Annotated in this window: 13 protein-coding genes and 2 pseudogenes; 4 read left to right on the top strand and 11 right to left on the bottom strand. The window is 43.0% G+C overall.

Annotated features, from left to right (window positions below; genetic code table 11):
• Window positions 1–41: 41 nt before the first annotated feature.
• Window positions 42–1354, bottom strand: a pseudogene (locus tag ACM1ND_RS08910) (hypothetical protein).
• A gap of 54 nt (window positions 1355–1408) precedes the next feature.
• The gene (locus tag ACM1ND_RS08905; RefSeq protein WP_076157030.1) at window positions 1409–1879 is read right to left on the bottom strand and encodes a DUF7716 domain-containing protein; all 471 of its coding nucleotides are present in this window, start codon (window positions 1877–1879) and stop codon (window positions 1409–1411) included.
• A 132-nt stretch (window positions 1880–2011) separates the two neighbouring features.
• Between ACM1ND_RS08905 and ACM1ND_RS08900 the strand changes: the two genes are divergently transcribed.
• Window positions 2012–3142, top strand: a complete 1131-nt coding sequence (locus ACM1ND_RS08900) for a phosphodiester glycosidase family protein (RefSeq protein ID WP_418027601.1) — start codon at window positions 2012–2014, stop codon at window positions 3140–3142.
• A gap of 134 nt (window positions 3143–3276) precedes the next feature.
• Here ACM1ND_RS08900 and ACM1ND_RS08895 read toward each other — a convergent pair whose 3' ends face one another.
• Window positions 3277–3726, bottom strand: coding sequence for a DUF6386 family protein (locus tag ACM1ND_RS08895; RefSeq protein WP_023987962.1), 450 nt, complete (start codon window positions 3724–3726; stop codon window positions 3277–3279).
• A gap of 221 nt (window positions 3727–3947) precedes the next feature.
• The gene (locus ACM1ND_RS08890; RefSeq protein ID WP_014599622.1) at window positions 3948–4046 is read right to left on the bottom strand and encodes a hypothetical protein; all 99 of its coding nucleotides are present in this window, start codon (window positions 4044–4046) and stop codon (window positions 3948–3950) included.
• 719 nt (window positions 4047–4765) lie between these two features.
• Here ACM1ND_RS08890 and ACM1ND_RS08885 point away from each other — a divergent pair.
• From ACM1ND_RS08885 to ACM1ND_RS08875, 3 genes and pseudogenes are all read left to right on the top strand, one after another.
• Window positions 4766–5104 carry a helix-turn-helix domain-containing protein gene (locus tag ACM1ND_RS08885; RefSeq protein ID WP_069079891.1) on the top strand — a complete coding sequence of 113 codons (339 nt, stop codon included), beginning with the start codon at window positions 4766–4768 and terminating at the stop codon, window positions 5102–5104.
• A 1188-nt stretch (window positions 5105–6292) separates the two neighbouring features.
• The gene (locus ACM1ND_RS08880) at window positions 6293–6760 is read left to right on the top strand and encodes a hypothetical protein (protein ID WP_418027600.1); all 468 of its coding nucleotides are present in this window, start codon (window positions 6293–6295) and stop codon (window positions 6758–6760) included.
• Between the two features lie 411 nt (window positions 6761–7171).
• Window positions 7172–7972, top strand: a pseudogene (locus tag ACM1ND_RS08875) (contractile injection system protein, VgrG/Pvc8 family); the annotation flags it as partial.
• Between the two features lie 1478 nt (window positions 7973–9450).
• Here ACM1ND_RS08875 and ACM1ND_RS08870 read toward each other — a convergent pair.
• The 7 genes from ACM1ND_RS08870 to ACM1ND_RS08840 form a co-directional block, all read right to left on the bottom strand.
• On the bottom strand, window positions 9451–10590 hold the full coding sequence (locus tag ACM1ND_RS08870) for a 5-methyltetrahydropteroyltriglutamate--homocysteine S-methyltransferase (protein WP_418027599.1): 1140 nt from the start codon (window positions 10588–10590) through the stop codon (window positions 9451–9453).
• 123 nt (window positions 10591–10713) lie between these two features.
• On the bottom strand, window positions 10714–11616 hold the full coding sequence (locus ACM1ND_RS08865) for a LysR family transcriptional regulator (protein ID WP_418027598.1): 903 nt from the start codon (window positions 11614–11616) through the stop codon (window positions 10714–10716).
• Window positions 11617–11795: 179 nt separating this feature from the next.
• Window positions 11796–13205: a glycoside hydrolase family 1 protein gene (locus tag ACM1ND_RS08860; protein WP_023987953.1), complete on the bottom strand. Its 1410-nt coding sequence runs from the start codon at window positions 13203–13205 to the stop codon at window positions 11796–11798.
• A gap of 76 nt (window positions 13206–13281) precedes the next feature.
• Complete coding sequence (locus ACM1ND_RS08855) at window positions 13282–15162, bottom strand: beta-glucoside-specific PTS transporter subunit IIABC (RefSeq protein WP_418027597.1); 1881 nt, start codon at window positions 15160–15162, stop codon at window positions 13282–13284.
• A gap of 184 nt (window positions 15163–15346) precedes the next feature.
• Complete coding sequence (gene licT / locus ACM1ND_RS08850; RefSeq protein WP_023987951.1) at window positions 15347–16204, bottom strand: BglG family transcription antiterminator LicT; 858 nt, start codon at window positions 16202–16204, stop codon at window positions 15347–15349.
• 223 nt (window positions 16205–16427) lie between these two features.
• Complete coding sequence (locus tag ACM1ND_RS08845; protein WP_023987950.1) at window positions 16428–17786, bottom strand: GntP family permease; 1359 nt, start codon at window positions 17784–17786, stop codon at window positions 16428–16430.
• A gap of 53 nt (window positions 17787–17839) precedes the next feature.
• Entirely contained in the window at window positions 17840–19285 is a 1446-nt protein-coding gene (locus ACM1ND_RS08840; protein WP_279831317.1) for a four-carbon acid sugar kinase family protein, read from the bottom strand.

The raw sequence follows: 19285 nt of genomic DNA, 5'->3' as shown, positions 1-19285 counted from the left end.
TATCAGAACTTGCTTTTATCACCATTTGCGGAATATTAGTATTACCAGCGCAATGGCTCATAGTTCCGCCAGATCACCCAACGCGCTGTCTCGTGAATTGGTGCGGTGCCAATGCTATATTCGTCCTTCGTGCCGCTCTGCAAATCAATCAAATGAAGCATACCTCCATACGTTCCAACCGCCAACATACCTTCATCAGGTGTAACTGCCAGCCCGGATAACGTACTGCCGACAAAATAGCGCCAAAGTTCACGACCCTTCCTGTCAATCAGGCGGAGATAACCGTAGGCATCACCCAAAATAGATCCTTGTGTCAGCGCTGTTGCAGCGTATACTCGCATTTCTTCATTCATTATCGACCATTCTTCCTTATTCTGAGCAAGACCCTGCTCCACCTCAGCAATCGACACTTGAATGGTGGCACCGTTGTAGAAATGACAGGCATTGTACCAAACGTCCAGATCATCTTTGGAAAATATAGCATAATGCGGATAACTAGAACTTGGCTCCAATGTATGCACCGTCTTATCGGACAGATCCATAAGCATATGCTCACTCATCTGGCTGCCGTAAGCGATCCAGCGTCCATCCCTCGACACAGCTCCATGAGCCATATCCACAATCGTGTCTTCCAGCTCTAGTTTTCTTCGTTCAGACGCCTTGGGATGGATCAAATCCACCTGATCAACACCCAGCAAATAAACACCGTAACCGCAAACCAGCAGAAGTCGCTGTCCATCGCCAAACGGGATCACTTCATCTAATATATCTTCAGGATGCTCCTCATCTCCCAAGCACTCCAGATCAGGAATGGATGCTTTTAAGCGTCCTTGTATATCCTTCCACTGAAAATGTGCTGTCTCTTCTCCTTGCAGATTTCGGTCCGGTTGACGAACAATACGAATCCCCTGTCCATCCACCAACGCAAAATAAGTCCCGTCCGGCGAACAGCCTACTCGATGCAGTCCGGGGATTTGCAAGATTCCATCTTTCCCGTCACATAGATCGTCCCACGTTCCCGAGGATTGCCCGCATGTACAATGATTTCATTGGCTCCATTCACAAAAGCTATCGGCCTAACGGCTTGCAAAGCCTCCTCGAACGCTGGTGTAAGCGGCCAAGACGCGGCTGGAATTTCTCGACGTAACTGCTCCATTTCACCAGCTTGATTTGCCTCCTGAATCATACGAAAAATATCTTTAGCCATCTTGGGGCGTTCGTCCTGCTTTGGCTCTGATTGCTCCTGCTGCCATTCACTTTCCATGCCGACTCTGATAAATTCATTCACATCTGCGGCATACCTTTTTCCTTCCTGTCGCCACTTTGCTGCCATTTCATGATTCAACCAACTCATTTGCTTCCCCCATCCAGTGTATGTATGCCCTGTTTGTTCTACAGGCTTTGTTCATTATGTAAGGTGGTTTCTCACCTTTGTCAGCACAGACCACAGGTCTGTCACTGCCTTCACCTCTTCATAGTCCAGATAGGCATCGCGCTTGGCATAATATTTTACCGCCATAATCACCATCTCAAGCGTCACTGGCTGTCCGGCAGCCTTAAGGACTTCCACAATACTTTCGAAGGTCGCCAACTCAAACCAGGTTTGAACCTGACGATCCGGCACCCACTTGGGAATATACTCATCTTGTTCGTTGGTTACGGCTGTACCCTCCTCTGCACATTCCTCTAGCCAATGCTCATCCCAATAATAAATCGGTGTGTGAACAGGGTCCTGATCCCATTGATCCACATTCACATATAACCAGTTATTATGCAGTTGCCCCACGCTACGCACCAATTCCTGCAATCCTTCAAATACACGATAAGATGGGCGCTCTCTGCGACGGTAATCCTCAAGTCTTGTCTCATACCTGCTCATCTCCAACCTCCCGCTTCCTATATCAGCTAAACACTCAAAATTCGCATAACATACATTTACAACTTATAAAACCCGATATAATTACAAGCACCTCGTAAAGTGTCAAGACTACATAAGGAGATTGATCTATTCATGAAAAGAATCACCGCACTTGTTATCCTGTCCTTGCTATTACTTGTATCCCCGATCTACGCTGCTGCCCCAGCACCTATGCTGGTCTATGTGGACCAGAGTAACCACTCCTTCATCCCGCTTCGTCTCCTGAACAGCTATGAAGGGATCACACTCAACATGACGGCAGCGGACAAAAAAATAGAAATTGCGCAAGGCAATACTCGGATTACCCTATTTGCCGGAAAATCTACTGCCAAAGTGAACGATCAAACGGTCCGTTTGCAAAATGCTCCTTTTACCGATAATGGTTCGACCTATGTACCCTTGCAGTTCATCAGCCAATATCTAAACCTGCAAGTCTCATGGCAAAAGGAAACCTCAGCTGTACGCATTAAGCAGGGTACAACGTCCGTCACGCTTCCGGTACTTACCGGTAAGCTACCCGGAAATACTACACCCATTACGACGGCTCATAAAAGCTTCAAGGTCGGATCTCGTACCTTTTCCGCTAAGGTGGTCACCATCTCTATGCTCCATCCCAAGGTAAGCCTAGATGTGGCTCTGGCAGGCAATACTATCGGCAAAGTGGAAGACTTAAGCAGTCTCGCCAAACGTAATCAAGCGGTTGTAGCCATAAATGGTACATTCTTTGACGCCTATACCAAAAGCTCCTACAAAACGCCTTACGGCTACCTGGTCAGTCACGGAAAGATGTTGAAAAAAAGCTCCGGCGACCAACGGACGGTCTTCACCTACGATGCGAACCATTTAGCTGAACTGGTGTCAGGTTCTGCCTTTGAACAACGGTTAAGCCAAGGTAACGTCGAAGGTGCCCTGCAAGCTGGGCCTCGTCTGGTCACAAATGGACAGGTTTCCCTAAATGTCAAAGCCGAAGGCTTCAAGGACCCAAAAATATTAACAGGCGGCGGCGCCCGCAGCGCAATAGGAATGAGTCGGGATCATAAGCTGATCCTCCTGACCACAAGCGGAGCGACTATACCGCAGCTCGCCCAACTGATGAAACAGGCCGGAGCTTATCAGGCCATGAATCTGGACGGCGGTGCTTCCAGCGGGCTGTATTACAACGGCTCCTACCTCACCACACCCGGCCGCCAAATCAGCAATGCCATTATTGTAAAGTATCAATAGACGGATAAAGGGCTGCCTTCACGGATGTGTAAGCCGTGGGGATAGCCCTTTTTCCATTTTCCCCCGGTTCCGGTTGTTCCTGCTTCCACCTGTTCAGGTGGCTTGTATGGACCATTACGGGTTGATCCTGCAACCTACAATCGAATCAGACCCGTAAAGCTATTGGTGCCTTCGCTTCCTTTTTTTAAAGAAAGATAAATACGATTGTCTTCTCTGCTCGCCAAGCATTCATAAAGTCCGGGTTGCACAGAAAGGAACGTCCCTCCCCATACACATTCAGGCTCCAGTCCACCACTTGTGGCTTCCTCCCCTGCTCCAATAAATAGGTTACCTGAGGGAACCTTCAAAAACAGTCGTACAGCAGGCTTGTCAATATGATCTGTCATCACAACCTCATAGGTCCCGTCGGCTCCCAGATTCAAAAAAGCTACATTTCCCGCATTCAACTCGCCCAGCTCGTCCTCTTCGATGGACCACCAATCCGGATCATCGTCCAAACGATGCTTAAGTGCTTGCGTATCAAATAGGCAGAGAGTCGCCGTGTCTGTCGTAAATTGAAATGGACTGCTTGCCATATTCATCATGCGATCCTCCTGATTTTGGTCAGCGAATTTCCGTTTTTCCACGTCTTACGCTATCCGTATTGCTATATACTTGAGGGAAAATCTCCCTGTATGTAAAGTATAACAATGCTTGCAGAGCCAGACAACATACAGGACTAACACCCATTCTGCATAAAAAAGCCCTCCCTCACGATGTCGTGAAAGAAGGCCGATTTGTGGATTTAAGCGATGCTAACCTGCTGTTAGATCAGAAACGACTTAGTAATAATCACCAACAAAATGAACAATACCAAAATCGCTCCTGTGGATGTCCATGCTCCACCGTAACCTACTTCACCCATGTCTGAATCCCTCCTTGCGTTAAAGCTTACTCTTATCGTATGAAGAAAAGCGGATTACGACAGGGCGAATTGGCAAGTTTATTTGCCATGGAAGGGCTATTCAGAAAATGGACTGATACATCTCGGATGGATCGCTAATCACTCGGGATGACAACTGGCAGAGAATGTCGTCCGTTCTTCGCAGTAACCTGCTCACATCCTTGTACTTCATTTTTTGAAGGAGCGGGGTTTCTAACTGGGATGAAAGAAATTGAGTGGTACCTATAAATACAACAACATCCAATCCCGGGTTGGTTTCGGTATGTAATAAGTGCAGCAGATCAGTCATGGACAGGAATCCGGGAGGGAAAAGGCTGTTGTTTTCTTTCATATATAGAGCTTTTAACATGGAAGTCAACGCCCAGTCACATAGGATAATGCAGCATTGGACTTGATTGTGCTTGTACAGGATTTGGGCTAGTTTCATGTGGTATTGGGATAGAGTGTGAAAATCAGTTATTGAATTATGTAGGTGTTGTGAAGGTCTGGATGGTTGGGTGGGACTTGGAATAAAGGTAGAAGGAGCTTCTTTCATATCTATTCCTCCAGAGAATTTTAAGAATAGTCTTATTATACTCTAAAATAATACTTATAGATATTATTATTATTTATTGTATTCATTATTCAATGTTTTCATTTGGATATCTTGTCTACACTTTTAGAATAGTGAGGTGTAGACGATGGAAGATAAAGAAGTTCTCAAATTAGTGGGCGCCAGAATACGTGCTTTGCGAAAAGAAAAGGGATTGTCTCAGGAGTCGCTTGGGGAAAAAGGTGGATTCCATTTTTCATACATAGGGCAGATTGAACGTGGAGAAAAAAACGTATCTTTAATAAATATAGCTAAAATTGCTAATGCATTGGATGTTAATTTGATTCAGCTTTTTGCTTATGTAAATGAGGATATTAAGGTTACAAAGCATGAAACTGATATACAAGAAATCGTAAAAATGCTCCAAAAATCGAGTCCAGAGAAAGTACGCTTGGCGAGGAATGTGATAAGGGAGATTACAAATTAAAAAAGATTTTTTTGTTTTCAAAATTATGAAAATCAAATAAACCCACCTGTTTCTTAAATACAGGTGGGTTCTTCGACTATGGTTGTCTCCACACTCCAATATGATGAGAGACCAAATATTACTGCACCTTATAGCGAGGCCTTTCTCCAGTATATCTTCCCGTATATTACTACCACGCACTCCACGTGTGTCGAGACGACGGAAAGAATATAGTTAGATCAGAAAATGGTATGTTTATTCAAAAATTGAAGAATAGAATCATTTATTAATTGGAGCTTTTCTCTAAGCATATACGGTCAATGCTACAATCTGGAGCAACCAGACGCCGTGAGTCTCTAACAAGCGGGCATAATCTATTAGTTGCTCTTCTGTAGCCAACTCATCTGTTCACTAGCAAAAATGAATCCACTCTTCTACAGGAAAGGTTATCTTCATTTACACATAATTCTTAACGCTACCGTCTAAACTTATTGAGAAGAAAATTCCTAATCAAAACAATTATAACTTCTGGTAGAAACACAATAAATATATATAGGGGTATGATGAATGGTAAAGATGCAATGAAAACCTCTGCCACCTGCCTCCCCTCAATCCAAAACAACCAAATTGGTACTGATAAAATCCATAACAATACATTAGAAATCATTAAATGTCGAAGGTTTTGCCAAAGAAAACAAAACAAAACTGCAATGACTGCTGGTATCCCCCATGAAACTATCTTGGCACCATTACTTAATATCACAAATGCCGTAATGGGATAGAGTATTACGATTAATATCTGAACCAATCTATTATTATAAAAACTCAATTTTTTCATCTCCCTCATCTTTATTTCAACAAACTAATTATTTCAACAAAATAATTCCATTTTAGGATAATCATACATTATTATTCTATTTACTTCCAGTATATTTTGTGTATAATAAGTATTGCATTTAAATTTATGGAAAATGGCGGTGTATTATGAAAAAATTATAGATTTTTTTGCCTGCTCTACTAATACTTCTTTTCTTTACCTCTTTTCTTGGTATAACTTCTGTAAGTGCCTCTGAAGTTAATCCTTCTGTAAGTGTTTCCAAAGTTGATCCTTCTGTAAGTGCTTCTGAGGACACATATGGCTTTGCGCCATCAGCGTTAGAGCCAGATTCAACCTATCCAGGGACCAATATCAGAGTTAGGGTAGGAGATGTGCTTTATTCATCAAAAGCATTAGGCGGAAATGCACCGATTGTCGGACATGTTGGAATTATTGGGCCTGATTATATGGTTTATCATGCAAATGCCGTAAATGATAATCAAGGAGAAGGTGGAAAAAGGGATACCATTTCTTATTATCAATCGAGGCATAAGGCTAATGAATCAATCGCTGTCTATAGAGCAACTCACGGCCTTAACGCAGCTTATTGGGCAAAAAACAATTACTCTTCAGTAACAAGTTACTATATACCTTGGGCTTCTTGGGATAACTTTCAACTTAAAACTATAAACCCTAATTACTGCTCTAAATTCATTTGGCAAGCCTTCTATTATGGAAACTATAACACAGACTTTATTATAGGATATTATACTCCAAATAAAGAGGCTTTTGTGACTCCAGGTCAAGTCATTAACAGTAATGATCTTACATATGTGGGTTCATTCAAAAGTCGTAACTAAAACATAAATATGCATTTTCAAAGCAAACAAAAAACGTATTTAGTCGAGTAAACTAAATACGTTTTTTTGTTTACACAGCTATTCGATCAAGTGAGAAATGAAAGTATTGATAATGACCGCCACTGTACACAACTTAACCCCCTTCTCCTACTTCCAAAAATAAACATAGTAAATCCCCCAACCAATGGGTCATTCTGTAAACTAAATCTCTCTTTTAACCGATAAATACATATGCTGGGTTGTTACTTAAATATCACCTCTCGCCCCTTTTTAGCGTACAAACCTTGTAATACATATCTATCTTGACTGACAGTTGTACTCATCTGCGTCTTCTTTAATCAGAAGCAATTTCAAGATGACGTGCTTTACTTGGAAATACCCATCGCATCTAGAAAGGAGTCTTGAACTCACTTGAGCGTATTATCAGATGGGATCGGATATGAAAGCCTGCGCTTTTATGGTCCCTTTCAGCCACTACACATTGAACTACTTCAAATAACACGTGCCATCAACGATCATGCCTATTTACATATCAGTGGCATGCTCTCTGAAGAACAGGGAGCGGCTTGTATTGATCAAAATATGGAGCAAGAGCCGATTGTGATTCGTCAGTTGAATGATCAGGGACAATTGCTGAGAAGGCTGTTCCATGGGATTGTTACACGTATGTCCGTACACTGCGTACGAGGCGTGTATACGTTTGAATTGGAGGCCGCTTCCCATTCATACCAGATGGATATTAAACGTAAAAGACGCTCCTATCAAGATATTCACCGCACCTATGATGATCTGGTCACAGCACTGGTTCGAAAATATCAGTACGGAGATGCCATTGATACAGTAAGCAACTATGCCAAACTGGAGACATTTGTTTTACAATATGATGAGACCGATTGGGCATTTTTAAAGCGCCTCGCTTCTCGCTTTGGTTCGGTACTTGTGCCAGAGGTAACCGCAGCCTCGCCCAAGGTTTTCTTCGGGATGCCAGAAGGCAAACAGCATAAGGTGGAGCGGGATGTATTTTATCGAGTACGTAAAACGTTTCATGAGCTGGATGCGGAAAAGCCAGGCGAACGTGCTGGCTCGTATGTCACCTATATGATCGAAAGTCTGCAATACTATGCGCTGGGCGACCTCACCACGTTACCCATTGGACAAGGCAAAGAACTGGTCGTGGTTCGAGCAGTGACAACCTTAGCGGATGGCTTACTAACTAGGAAAACAATCCCTTCAATATAAGGCCGGCATATTGACCGATCTGATCACTAGAGCATGGATGCCTCGATGTTTTCCCTTATTTGATTTTTCATGATAAAAATTCACTACATAAAAAGTCCAACGACGACCAGTAAAACGGTCTTCCGTTCATTGCTTACTATTTTTCTTACGAATCATGCCAAATAAAAAAATCAATAATAAAACAGAGAACAAAAATATATAACCTATTAGCAAGGGTTTTAGATTAGATTCTCCTGTATATAATCTTCCTACTAGAATAAGAAGCATAATTAATGATAGCCCAAAATTTTCACGGTTATATTTCCTTGTCTTATATTTAATAATTCTATAAATTAGAAAAAATAGTAGCAAGAAAGATACTATTGAGATAATAACGAAAACCATATTTGCATGTCCCCCTTTAAAATAAAATTACATACGTTGAATATAATTATATGCTTGTTTAAGACTTGAATTCATATCGTCCAAATTAACTACATATATTCCAGTAGACGACAAAATGTTACAAAACAAGTCGTATATTGAGCTCTACTTTTTTCATATTTCGTTTTAAATATGGCTTTTATATATACAGTTAGCCTTCTATTTTTGTTCTTCTAAAAGTGCTATCTCCAATCCCTATTTCCAGTAAAATGATATAGTCAAACTCCCCAAATAACTTGGTTATGATAATTCTTAAACTTTCAAAAGCTTACTCCTACTTGAATCATGAGTGGGAATGAGCTTTTTTATGAAACAATAACTTGCCATCCCTCCCCATCAGAGTTAACATACACACACTTCAACCACGGGAGGGAAAATGTACAATGTTAAATTGGCCAGATTGGTTTCTCGAAGCGTTACCCAGAGATTTCATCATTTAGAACTCGCCAGCAAACAACAGGTTTCATATTCAACAGACGACAAAAATCTATTCACTCAAATGGATCATTTCAAGATCTGTTATCCGAATGGCAAGAAACCTAGGCTATCAGCTAGGTAAGGACAAACACTTCATCTATATGGAAGGAGTGAAAGACGGGATTCGATTGATTTTTCCCATCATGGAGTCCACAGTTAAACATTAGCCTACTGATAGTGTTAGTCTATGGTTTTTTAGTCCAGAATTTCATTTATGCCGTCCCACTTTTTAAGGTAAAAAAATAAAATGGGCTGATGAGAGAAGCGTGTCTTTTCCGCGAACGCATTAAATAGGTTATTATCAAATTGTTACAGTATTTCGTCGTGCTTAGAACTTGAATGAGTTCAATCGACACGCCTTAATTTTCGCTTGTTGCTCAATCTCCAACAATAGTTCTTATACTTCTATTCTGATGGTGATTAAGATATTTGCAATGTTGATGAATAGTACGTATTTTAAAGGGCAGTTATTAGGTTTATAACAAAAAAACACGCCCCCAAGTGGCGTGTTTTTGTATTACGAACCTCTCCAATCCAATTCCCCTAAACCCTTACTTCCAAATCTCGTCTGCAATCTCTTTAATGAAAGCAAGCTTTTTCCACTGCTGCTCTTCTGTCAGAATATTGCCCTCTTCTGTCGAAGCAAAACCGCATTGTGGGCTGAGGCAGATGTGGTTGATGTCGACGAATTGAGTCGCTTCCTTAATACGATTAATGACCGTCTGCTTGTCTTCCAGTTCACCTGTTTTGGAGGAAACGAGGCCCAGTACGACCTGCTTTTGATCTTTCAGATGCTTAAGCGGTGTGAAATCACCTGCACGGTCGGTATCGAATTCGAGGTAGTAGCCGTCGATGTTGTCGATGCCGAACAGAGTTTCAGCTACAGGCTCATAGCCGCCAGAGGATGCCCAGGTGGAATGGTAGTTACCACGGCATACGTGGGTCGTAACGACCAAATCGGCTGGGAGATCATTCACCGTTTCCTGATTCACACGGGCAAACAGCTTTTTGGTATCTTCCACATTCTCACCCGCATGCTGTCTAGCTTCCCAATAGTTTTTATCACAGAGCATACCCCATGTGCAATCATCCAGTTGTAAGCTGCGGCAGCCCTCATTGTACAACGCTTGAATCACGGATTTGTAAGCTTTGGCGATATCCGTCACCAGCTCATCCAGATTGCTGTAATACATATCGGTTGTTTCTTTATTTTCGCCACGCAACAGCTCGGCCAGGAATTGCGCAGGTGCCGGGATCGTCTGGCGCGCGATCGCATCCTCACCTGCTACTTGCTTCAGGAATTTGAAATCTTCAATGAAAGGATGACGGGAATGTCCGATTTTACCGGACAAGCGTGCGGTTTCCGCTCTTGTTTCCACACCCTGGAATTGGTAGCCGTTCGAAAGCTGTACCTTTTCCACGCCGTCCAGACCCCACATAAAATCAAGATGCCACCAGGAGCGTCTGAATTCACCGTCTGTCACGGCTTGAAGTCCTACGGATTTTTGCTTTTCCACTAGCTTGATAATTTCGTCATCTTCAATCTTTCTCAGCTCGTCCGCAGAGATTTCATTATTTTGAAATTGAACTCTGGCGTCTTTAATCGCTTGCGGGCGCAAAAAGCTGCCGACCATATCATGTCTAAAAGGGGTCACTTTACGTTGGGATGCATTGTCAAGGATGCTGCTCATTAGGGTTATCTCCTTTTTCGCTTCTGTAGTGAAGTTCTTGTAAGAAAGATAACATACATTTTCAGTTATAAGGTAACTCCAATAAACTATAGCTAGTTATAGCCTAAGGCTATATCCAATCTTTTATTCCCCTATCGCCTCATGCAACGCTTCTACATAGACGGTAGCCAGCTTGGAGAGTGCAGCGTTTTTATGGCAAATCCATCCCACATTAATAGACTCATCACATTCCAGAGGGACGGAGATAATGTCGTTACCGTTCAGATCCGCACTGATCACCCCGGTAGAAATCGTATAGCCGTTCAAGCCAATGAGCAAATTAAAAAGGGTCGCCCGGTCATGGACACGAATGCTTTTGGGATGTGACAACGTACTGAGAATCTCCTCGGAAAAGTGAAAGGAATTGTACTCCCCTTGTTCAAAGGACAAATACGGATACGGATGAAGCTGATCAATGGTCACGATAGACTGTCGAGATAGCGGATTATTGGCACTGATAAAAATATGCGGCTTGGCCGTAAACAGGCTATTGAATTGCAGATTCGCATCTTTTAGCAGCTTGTTAATGACCTTGGCGTTAAATTCGTTCAGATACAGGATTCCAATCTCACTGCGCAGGCTTTTGACATCCTGTATGATTTCATGGGTTTTGGTCTCTCGTAAAGCCAATTCATACTCTTCTTGACCATATTGATTCACTAGATTCACAAATGCATTTACAGCAAAAGCGTAATGCTGCGTGGACACAGCAAAATGCTGTGGTGAAGGCTTGGCATCCAGATAGCGACTTTCCAGTAACTCCGCCTGCTCAACGACCTGGCGTGCATAACCGAGGAATTCCACGCCTTCCTTGGACAAAGAAATCCCCTTATTGGTACGCTCAAAAATGGTGATATGAATTTCTTCCTCCAAATCACGAATCGCGTTCGACAGACTGGGCTGGGAAATGAATAATCGCTTCGCCGCCTCATTCATGGAGCCATGATTGGCAACCTCAATGACATATTTTAATTGTTGTAAGGTCAATGCATAATGTCCTTTCCGTTTGTGTTTCTTCTATTATATAATACATAATTACACTTCTGGAAAAGGGATAGTTGTTGCTTAAATGAAATCAGCCTCTCCCCCTAAGGTTTAAAAAATATAAACACCTCCCTAAATGAAAATCTTCCATTCAGGGAGGTGCTCTAGTTATGATACTTTAATTAACGAATTTCACCGTTTGTGGAGATCAGCTTTTGATACCAATAGAAGCTTTGTTTACGAATACGACGCAGATCCTTGAGATCAAACTCCTCACGATCCACATAGATAAAACCGTAACGCTTGCTGGAGCCCTGATGGGTACTAACAAGATCAATCGCAGACCACGGACAGAAGCCGAATACTTCTACACCGTCTGTAATAGCCAGTTGAATCTGCTCGATATGTTTCTTGAAAAAGTCAATGCGGTAAGGATCATTCACTACATCCCCTTCTTCAAGCTTGTCAAAAGCGCCCAAGCCGTTCTCTGTCACGATTAAAGGCAAGTGGTAGCGAGAATAAATTTGGCGTAATGTGGTTCTAAAGCCGACCGGATCAATCTCCCAACCAAACTCCGTCGTTTGCAGGTTGGGGTTGATGGAACCTCGGTACGCTCCGGGTTCACCCACAATTTCATGCTGATCTCCTGTATGTGAAAAATCATTTCCGTCATCTAAACTTTCTCCTACGGTTTGAGAGGTATAATAATTAAATGCGATAAAGTCCGGGTTCCCCTTCGCTAAAATGTCCATATCCCCTTCTTCAATGACAGGCTCATAGCCTTTCTCGACCAAATAGCTCCACGCAATGTGATTGTAACGGCCAAATACAGCCATATCCAGATAGAGCCAGTTGCGAATGGCTGCATAGTTATCAGCCGCCAGTGTATCTTCCGGCTTGGAACTGGCTGGATAGATAACCCCGATATTCGGCGCAGGTCCAATTTTCGCGTCAGGTAGCATTTCATGGCACAATACCATTGCTTTCGCCTGCGCGACTAACATATGATGATTTTGTTGATACAGTACCCTTTGTGGATTTTCGAGACTTGTATCTAATGTGCCAATAGAACCGGGATGGAGAATCAGCATGTTCTGCTCATTAATGGTTAACCAATATTTCACCCTGTCTCCAAAGTTCTCAAACAATGTTTTGGCATACTGTTCGAAGGCATCAATCGTCTCCCTCTTCGACCAACCGCCTTGTTTTTCAAGAGCATAAGGCAGATCAAAATGATACATAGTAACAATCGGTTCAATCCCGTATTTAATTAGTTCATCAATTAATGAGCTGTAAAACGCGATTCCCTTCTGATTAACTTCACCTGCGCCCTGGGGATAAATACGTGTCCAAGCAATAGAGAAACGATATGCTTTAAAGCCCATTTCAGCCATCAGAGCTACGTCTTCTTTGAACATATGGTAATGATCACTGGTTACCTTAAAATCAGTGACCCCTTCGACGTGATTAGCCATGTCAATGACAGAAGGTCCTTTTCCATCTTCGTCCCATGCACCCTCTACTTGATAAGCGGAAGTGGAAGCTCCCCAGAAAAAATTTTCAGGAAATGCCTTCAATTGATTATGTTTCATGATCTAGTCCCTCCAGTTATAGTTATATCCTTCTGATGTTCGCAATTCATATATGTGATGATGATGCTTGCCAGTATCACACAACCAAAGTTAACAATACTTCATTTTTTTGAATCTGCTCCTGATTTGTCTCAAATACGTCCACTTTATGTTGCGTAAGTGTGACGATGACAGGCGTTACGATTTCGTATCCTGCTTCAATAATCTGCTCCCTGTCAAATTGGATTAACAAATCGCCCTGTTTCACGCTGTCGCCCTCTTTAACCACTGGATTAAAATGCTTCCCTTTCAGCGAAACGGTGTTAATTCCGATATGAATTAATATCTCTGTACCTGCACTGGAAGTCAATCCTATGGCATGTCCTGTGGGGAACAGCGAGGTTACGACTCCATCTATTGGCGCTACAACCTCGCCGACAGACGGTTCAATGGCTAACCCTTTTCCCATGGCCCCTGTAGAAAATGCAGAATCATTCACTTGACTCAGTGGTGTGGTCCTGCCTGTGATCGGGCTGTAGATTGTTTCTTTCTTGATATCAACGGCCTTGGTTGCTGTAACAACAGGCTCTGGTTCTGCTGTTTTCACGGATTCAACTGTTTCTGGGGCCTCCCCCTTTACCTTGCTTTCATATCCAAAAATAAGGATCAGCATCGTTGCAGCTATAAATGAACATGCAATGGCGATAACATAAATTAAGGTTGGCGTATATACTGGAATTGCAAAAATGTTGTGAAAAACATAAGCCGTCATTTTCACTCCAAAATGTCCATTGATAGCTCCGCCTAGAGCGCCTGCGATAATGACAATCGGAATGACACGTTTATAACGAAGCACCAGACCATACACAATCGGCTCTGTCACACCAGCCAGCAATCCTGTAATACTCGTGGAACCGGCAAGAGTTCTAAGTGTTTTATCTTTTCTCGCCTTCAGGAAGATACCAAATGCGACACCAATTTGAGCAAATACAGCTGCTGCAGCCATCGCCTCAATCGGATCACCGCCAACACCGATATTTTGAATCGTAATGGGTGTAAAACCCCAGTGAAGTCCGAAGACGACCATAAAGGTCATAAAACCGCCAAGAACAATCCCTGACAAAATTCCACTTACACCGATTAACCATGTCACACCTGAAGAAATCCAATCTCCTACCCCTGTACCGAAAGGTCCGAAAGCCATCGCAGATAGCGGAACCATAATCATCAAAGCCAGCATCGGAACTAAAAATAGTTGTAAATCCTTAAGAATGATCTTCTTCAAAAACTTATCCACCAACGCATATATGCTAATGGATATGAAAATCGGGAAAACACTGGCGGAGTAGTTCATCATGACCACCGGTATTCCTAAAAACGATACATCAGAGCCTTTGTCCATCAGCCCCGTAAAGTTGGGTTCCATGAGAGCCGCACCGATCACACCAGCTACATAAGGATTCGCCTTCAGCTTTATACCAAGCGTGATCCCAAGCAAAATCGGCAAAAAGTAAAACACAGCATTCCCTGCAGCAGACAGGATCATATAAGTATCACTTGTTACAGACATCCATCCCAGCAAGGTCAAAACCGTCAGGAGTGCTTTTATCATCCCCGAGCCCGCCATCGCCGGAATCAACGGGGAGAAACTGCCGGAAATGACTTCAAAGATTGTGGATATGACCGATGTTTTTTTACCACTGGATTCACTGGCTGTAGAGGAATTCGATTCAAAATTCCTGTTTTTCATGATCTCCGCATATACATAGGCAACATGGCTGCCAATAACAACTTGAAATTGTCCTCCGCTTTCAACAACTGTAATGATCCCCTCGTGCTTCTCAAGCGCTTCTCTTTCGGCTTTTCGTGAATCCTTCAGGTCAAATCGGAGTCGTGTAGCACAATGGACAAGCCCATTGATATTTTCTTCTCCTCCAACGAGACGTACGATGTCCTCGCCCATTTTCTTATGGTCCATGTTCATTCTCCTCTTGGGCAGATTGCCTGAAAACAAAAAAATACCTAAACGAAAGGCCTGTATGATCAAAGAACATGATCACTGCCATTCATTTAGGTATCGCCTGCTTAACCAGTAACAATCCTTATATTTAAGTTGTGAGCCTACTATAAATCACTTAGAAATCGTTTGCAAGCTTTTTTTTCTAAGAAGTAGCCATATCGTTTCTGGAGGTTACACGCTGTATATGAATTGTCAAATACACTTTTTCGTCAATCGACATAGCACTTTCATGCTTTAATTCCAAATATTGATTGATTAATTGGGTGCATTGAAAAGCCCTCGCATATTTATCTTTGACCTGATCATACAAGAAATTGTCACCTGAAGCCAGTTGCTCTTGTTCATTGCTCAGCAATCGTTGGGCAAAGTACTGCAAATGAGTAATAAACCGGGAATAATTGAATGAAGTTTCATCCAGTGTAATCTGATAGTAATCGGTTACAATGTTGAAAATGTCATCAATGACCTCGGTAATCTCAACCGTTTGTTTCATTCCCTGACCGTCTTGTCTTGCATTTACAAAATGCATAGCAATAAAGCTGGCTTCATGCTCATCCATTTGGATGCCAAATTGAGCATGGATGATATCCAATGCATTCATTCCAATCATAAATTCTTTCTTGTAAAATTTTTTAATTTGCCATAGCAGTGAATTTTTAAGTCCCACGGATTTTCTGTATCGAGAGATAGCAAATTGAATATGATCAATCAGAGAAATATAGATATTATCACTAAAAATATCTCCCATTTCCCTTTTCGCGCTGCCTACAATTTCATCCGCCACCTTTAAATACTCTACAGATGTTTCTCCAATGAGATCAATTAATTTTTGCGGAATTTTATCAGACTTTAATACAAAGGTTTTTTCTATTTTTTCCTCATCAACCCTCTGACCATTTTTCTTTTTAAAACCCAGACCATTCCCGATGACAACAAATTCATGACCCACCTGATTTTCGGCCCGGATGACATTGTTGTTAAATATTTGCCGGATGATCATTTATCTGCTCACCTCATTGATGTAATGACAAAGTTTGTAATAACAAAAAAAACCAAATAACGACTAAATCAATTAGTCATTATTTGGGTATCGCCTGCTAACCAGTAACAATCCCGAAGGGCACTTGACCCTTCATTCAATTACTCTTACTATACCGCTTTCAAAGCAGAATAACAATACAATCATGCTGAAAAGTCTTCTGGGAAGATCGTTTATGAACAAATCAGATAAAAATACTGAGTATCATCACGATACCAAAAGCACTGAACCCGAGAATGGTTTCCATGACTGTCCACGTTTTCAGCGTTTGAGGTACGGACAGGTTCATGTATTCTTTAACAATCCAGAAGCCGGAGTCATTCACGTGGGACAAAATGATCGAGCCTGCTCCGGTAGCCAACACCAGTAGCTCCGGGCTCACCCCCGGCATCGTGACTGCAATCGGAGCGACAATACCTGCCGCCGTCGTCATGGCTACCGTGGCGGAACCAACGGCGGCCCGGATAAGACCTGCAATCACAAAGGCCAATACAAGCGGAGACAAATGTGCATGCTGGGCAAAACCTGCAATCGCATCTCCTACACCGCTGGCAGTCAGAATCTTGTTGAAACCACCGCCTGCACCGATCAGCAGGATGATAGAAGCAACCGGACCCAAGCAATCGTTCGTAAACTTCAATAGCTGCTTGCTATCGAAGTTGCGTGCATAACCAAAAGAGTAAAGCGAGAACAGCAAAGCAATCAGCAACGCAATAATCGGACTGCCGATGAAATCAATGACCTGTCTGAAGACGTTGGCTTCTGGCAAAATCAGATCGACAATCGTCGCCAGCAGCATCAGGATAACGGGAAGCATAATGGTGAAGAGTGTAATACCAAAGCCCGGCAATTCTCTTTCTTTCGTTTCTGTAAATTGTTCCATCAATTCACTCGAAGTCTCCACCTTGATACGTTTGGAAATCCAGCTTCCGTAGATCGGACCCGCAATCGCTGCGGACGGCAATGCTACGATAAGCGCAAGGAAGATCGTTTTACCAATATTCGCGTTAAAGATACCTACTGCCAGCATCGCTGCCGGATGCGGAGGGATAAGACTATGCACAACCGCCAATCCAGCCACGAGAGAAATTCCGATTTTGATCAGCGAAGTTCCGGTATGCTTGGCGATTACGAATACGAGCGGAAACAACAGTACGATACCTACCTGAATGAATACCGGGATACCACAAATAACAGCGACCACCATCATGGCCCAGTGAACATTTTTCTCACCGAACACCCGCACCATGGTCTTGGCAATCTGCTCCGCACCACCAGACTCAGCCATCAGCTTACCCAGCATCGTACCCAGACCAAGAACAATGGCGATAAAACCGAGCACACTGGCCACACCTTCTTGATAAGCTGTCACAATACTTTTCAGCGGCATACCTGCAATTAGACCCATGAATACAGCACCGACGATGAGCGCGACAAATGGGTTCATTTTGACTTTAGCGATCAGCAGAATCAGTCCAATAATAGAAATAAGTGCATACAATAACAAACTTGCATCATGACTGAGTCCGAATACGGAATACATGTTATAACCCCCTCATTAAGTAAGCGCTCTCTAAGTTTGTTGAAAAACAGGGGTTAACCCTGCTCGTTTTCAATTTTCTCTACGGTTTCCAGCAATGTTCGTTCTCCGCCCACATTACCAGGGAACACAATATACGGAATGCCGCTGAATTTGGCTTCGTTTCCGGTCAGCCACACAGGGATGCCTGCCGCAACCTGGCCGAGTACACGTGCTTTTCGGATAGCAAGACCTTTGGTTGCCACATCACTGGAAGTAATGCCGCCTTTGGCGATGATAAACTTAGGCACCGTCTCAAGCGACTGTACGATTTCGACCAGTGCACCGGATACCGTTTGACTAATTTTGAAATTATCAGCTTTATTATCTACCGCAATGAGTTTGCGGCTACTGTATACCACCACATTGTTGCCCGCAGCCAGTTGTGTATTGGCTTCTGCGATAACACGGCTTAATTCCTGTGTGTAGCCCTCAGAATCCAACACCCGTTCCACATCAATTTCAAGACCCACAATTTCCGGGTACGTAAGTAACTGCTCCAGCTGTTTTGTTGTTTTTTGAACATAGGAACCGACGACCACAATACCACCGTGACCTTCCTGTCCACTTGCAATCAGTCGTTCCTTTGGCAAATATTCCTGGTCAGATATCCCGGCATACGATTTCACAAAAGAAGCAGCTGTGCGGAAAATAAACGTTTTCCCTTGCTCTTCTGCTTTCAGCAGCCCCAGTGATACTACATCCATATCCGCATACGAAAGCACGTTGACGATGATTGGTACGTTATCCTTCGCTTGTAGCAATACTTCTTGCACAGCGTCTGGTCCCTTGCGAATCTGTTCCAGTGAAATGACAAGACATTCCGAGGCATGAATACGGCCTTCTGTCTTTTCTTCCACCCATGCCGCCAAATCACCGTTTTCATAGCCAAATACCTTATCCTTAGCAAACTCCGACTCATGTACGGGAATTAGCGTATCGTCCTCCACCATATAGTGGGTGTTGCCTCCAGTTACTCGCCCAGCTTCGAAAAAGGCTGGAATGATCAGATGACCGTCGTAGCTCCGTCCACTTTGACGCGATCCTTCTTCTGCCAGTACGTCCGTTTCCAGCGGGTAATACCCACGCAACATGGAATCACTACGGCTGACAAAGGTAAATGATTTGCCCTTTTCGGTGGCGACAGCCTGTACGTTGCGAGCAATCTCGCGGTTAATCCGTTCTGCGGTTTGCGCATCAAGTCCGCGTGTATTGGTCAGGATATAAAATAGCGTTTCCGGTGAGTCGAATGCTTCACGAAGCAATGCTTCATCCCACTGCGTCAAAACATCAATATCATGAACGGTTTGTACCCCGGTCGGATCATCGTCTAATACGATAATTTTCCGTCCTCTGGCGTCATTAATCCGGCGAATTTCCTGACGCAATCCTTTGCTGTCCCATTCAGGAGGCAATTCTGCTTGAAGAGCTAACAACGAAGTATATCCTGCATTTACATTCAT

Source organism: Paenibacillus sp. JJ1722, from assembly GCF_048282685.1.
Classification (GTDB): domain Bacteria; phylum Bacillota; class Bacilli; order Paenibacillales; family Paenibacillaceae; genus Paenibacillus; species Paenibacillus polymyxa_B.
Note: the sequence above shows the minus strand (reverse complement) of the source record. Positions and strands in the feature narration are given on the sequence as shown.

What these genes read in the sequence shown, in the direction of transcription:
- ACM1ND_RS08905 (WP_076157030.1), bottom strand. Translation starts at nt 1,879, where the DNA reads ATGAGCAGGTATGAGACAAGACTTGAGGATTACCGTCGCAGAGAGCGC.
- ACM1ND_RS08900 (WP_418027601.1), top strand. Translation starts at nt 2,012, where the DNA reads ATGAAAAGAATCACCGCACTTGTTATCCTGTCCTTGCTATTACTTGTA.
- ACM1ND_RS08895 (WP_023987962.1), bottom strand. Translation starts at nt 3,726, where the DNA reads ATGATGAATATGGCAAGCAGTCCATTTCAATTTACGACAGACACGGCG.
- ACM1ND_RS08890 (WP_014599622.1), bottom strand. Translation starts at nt 4,046, where the DNA reads ATGGGTGAAGTAGGTTACGGTGGAGCATGGACATCCACAGGAGCGATT.
- ACM1ND_RS08885 (WP_069079891.1), top strand. Translation starts at nt 4,766, where the DNA reads ATGGAAGATAAAGAAGTTCTCAAATTAGTGGGCGCCAGAATACGTGCT.
- ACM1ND_RS08870 (WP_418027599.1), bottom strand. Translation starts at nt 10,590, where the DNA reads ATGAGCAGCATCCTTGACAATGCATCCCAACGTAAAGTGACCCCTTTT.
- ACM1ND_RS08860 (WP_023987953.1), bottom strand. Translation starts at nt 13,205, where the DNA reads ATGAAACATAATCAATTGAAGGCATTTCCTGAAAATTTTTTCTGGGGA.
- ACM1ND_RS08855 (WP_418027597.1), bottom strand. Translation starts at nt 15,162, where the DNA reads ATGGACCATAAGAAAATGGGCGAGGACATCGTACGTCTCGTTGGAGGA.
- licT (WP_023987951.1), bottom strand. Translation starts at nt 16,204, where the DNA reads ATGATCATCCGGCAAATATTTAACAACAATGTCATCCGGGCCGAAAAT.
- ACM1ND_RS08845 (WP_023987950.1), bottom strand. Translation starts at nt 17,786, where the DNA reads ATGTATTCCGTATTCGGACTCAGTCATGATGCAAGTTTGTTATTGTAT.
- ACM1ND_RS08840 (WP_279831317.1), bottom strand. Translation starts at nt 19,285, where the DNA reads ATGAATGTAAATGCAGGATATACTTCGTTGTTAGCTCTTCAAGCAGAA.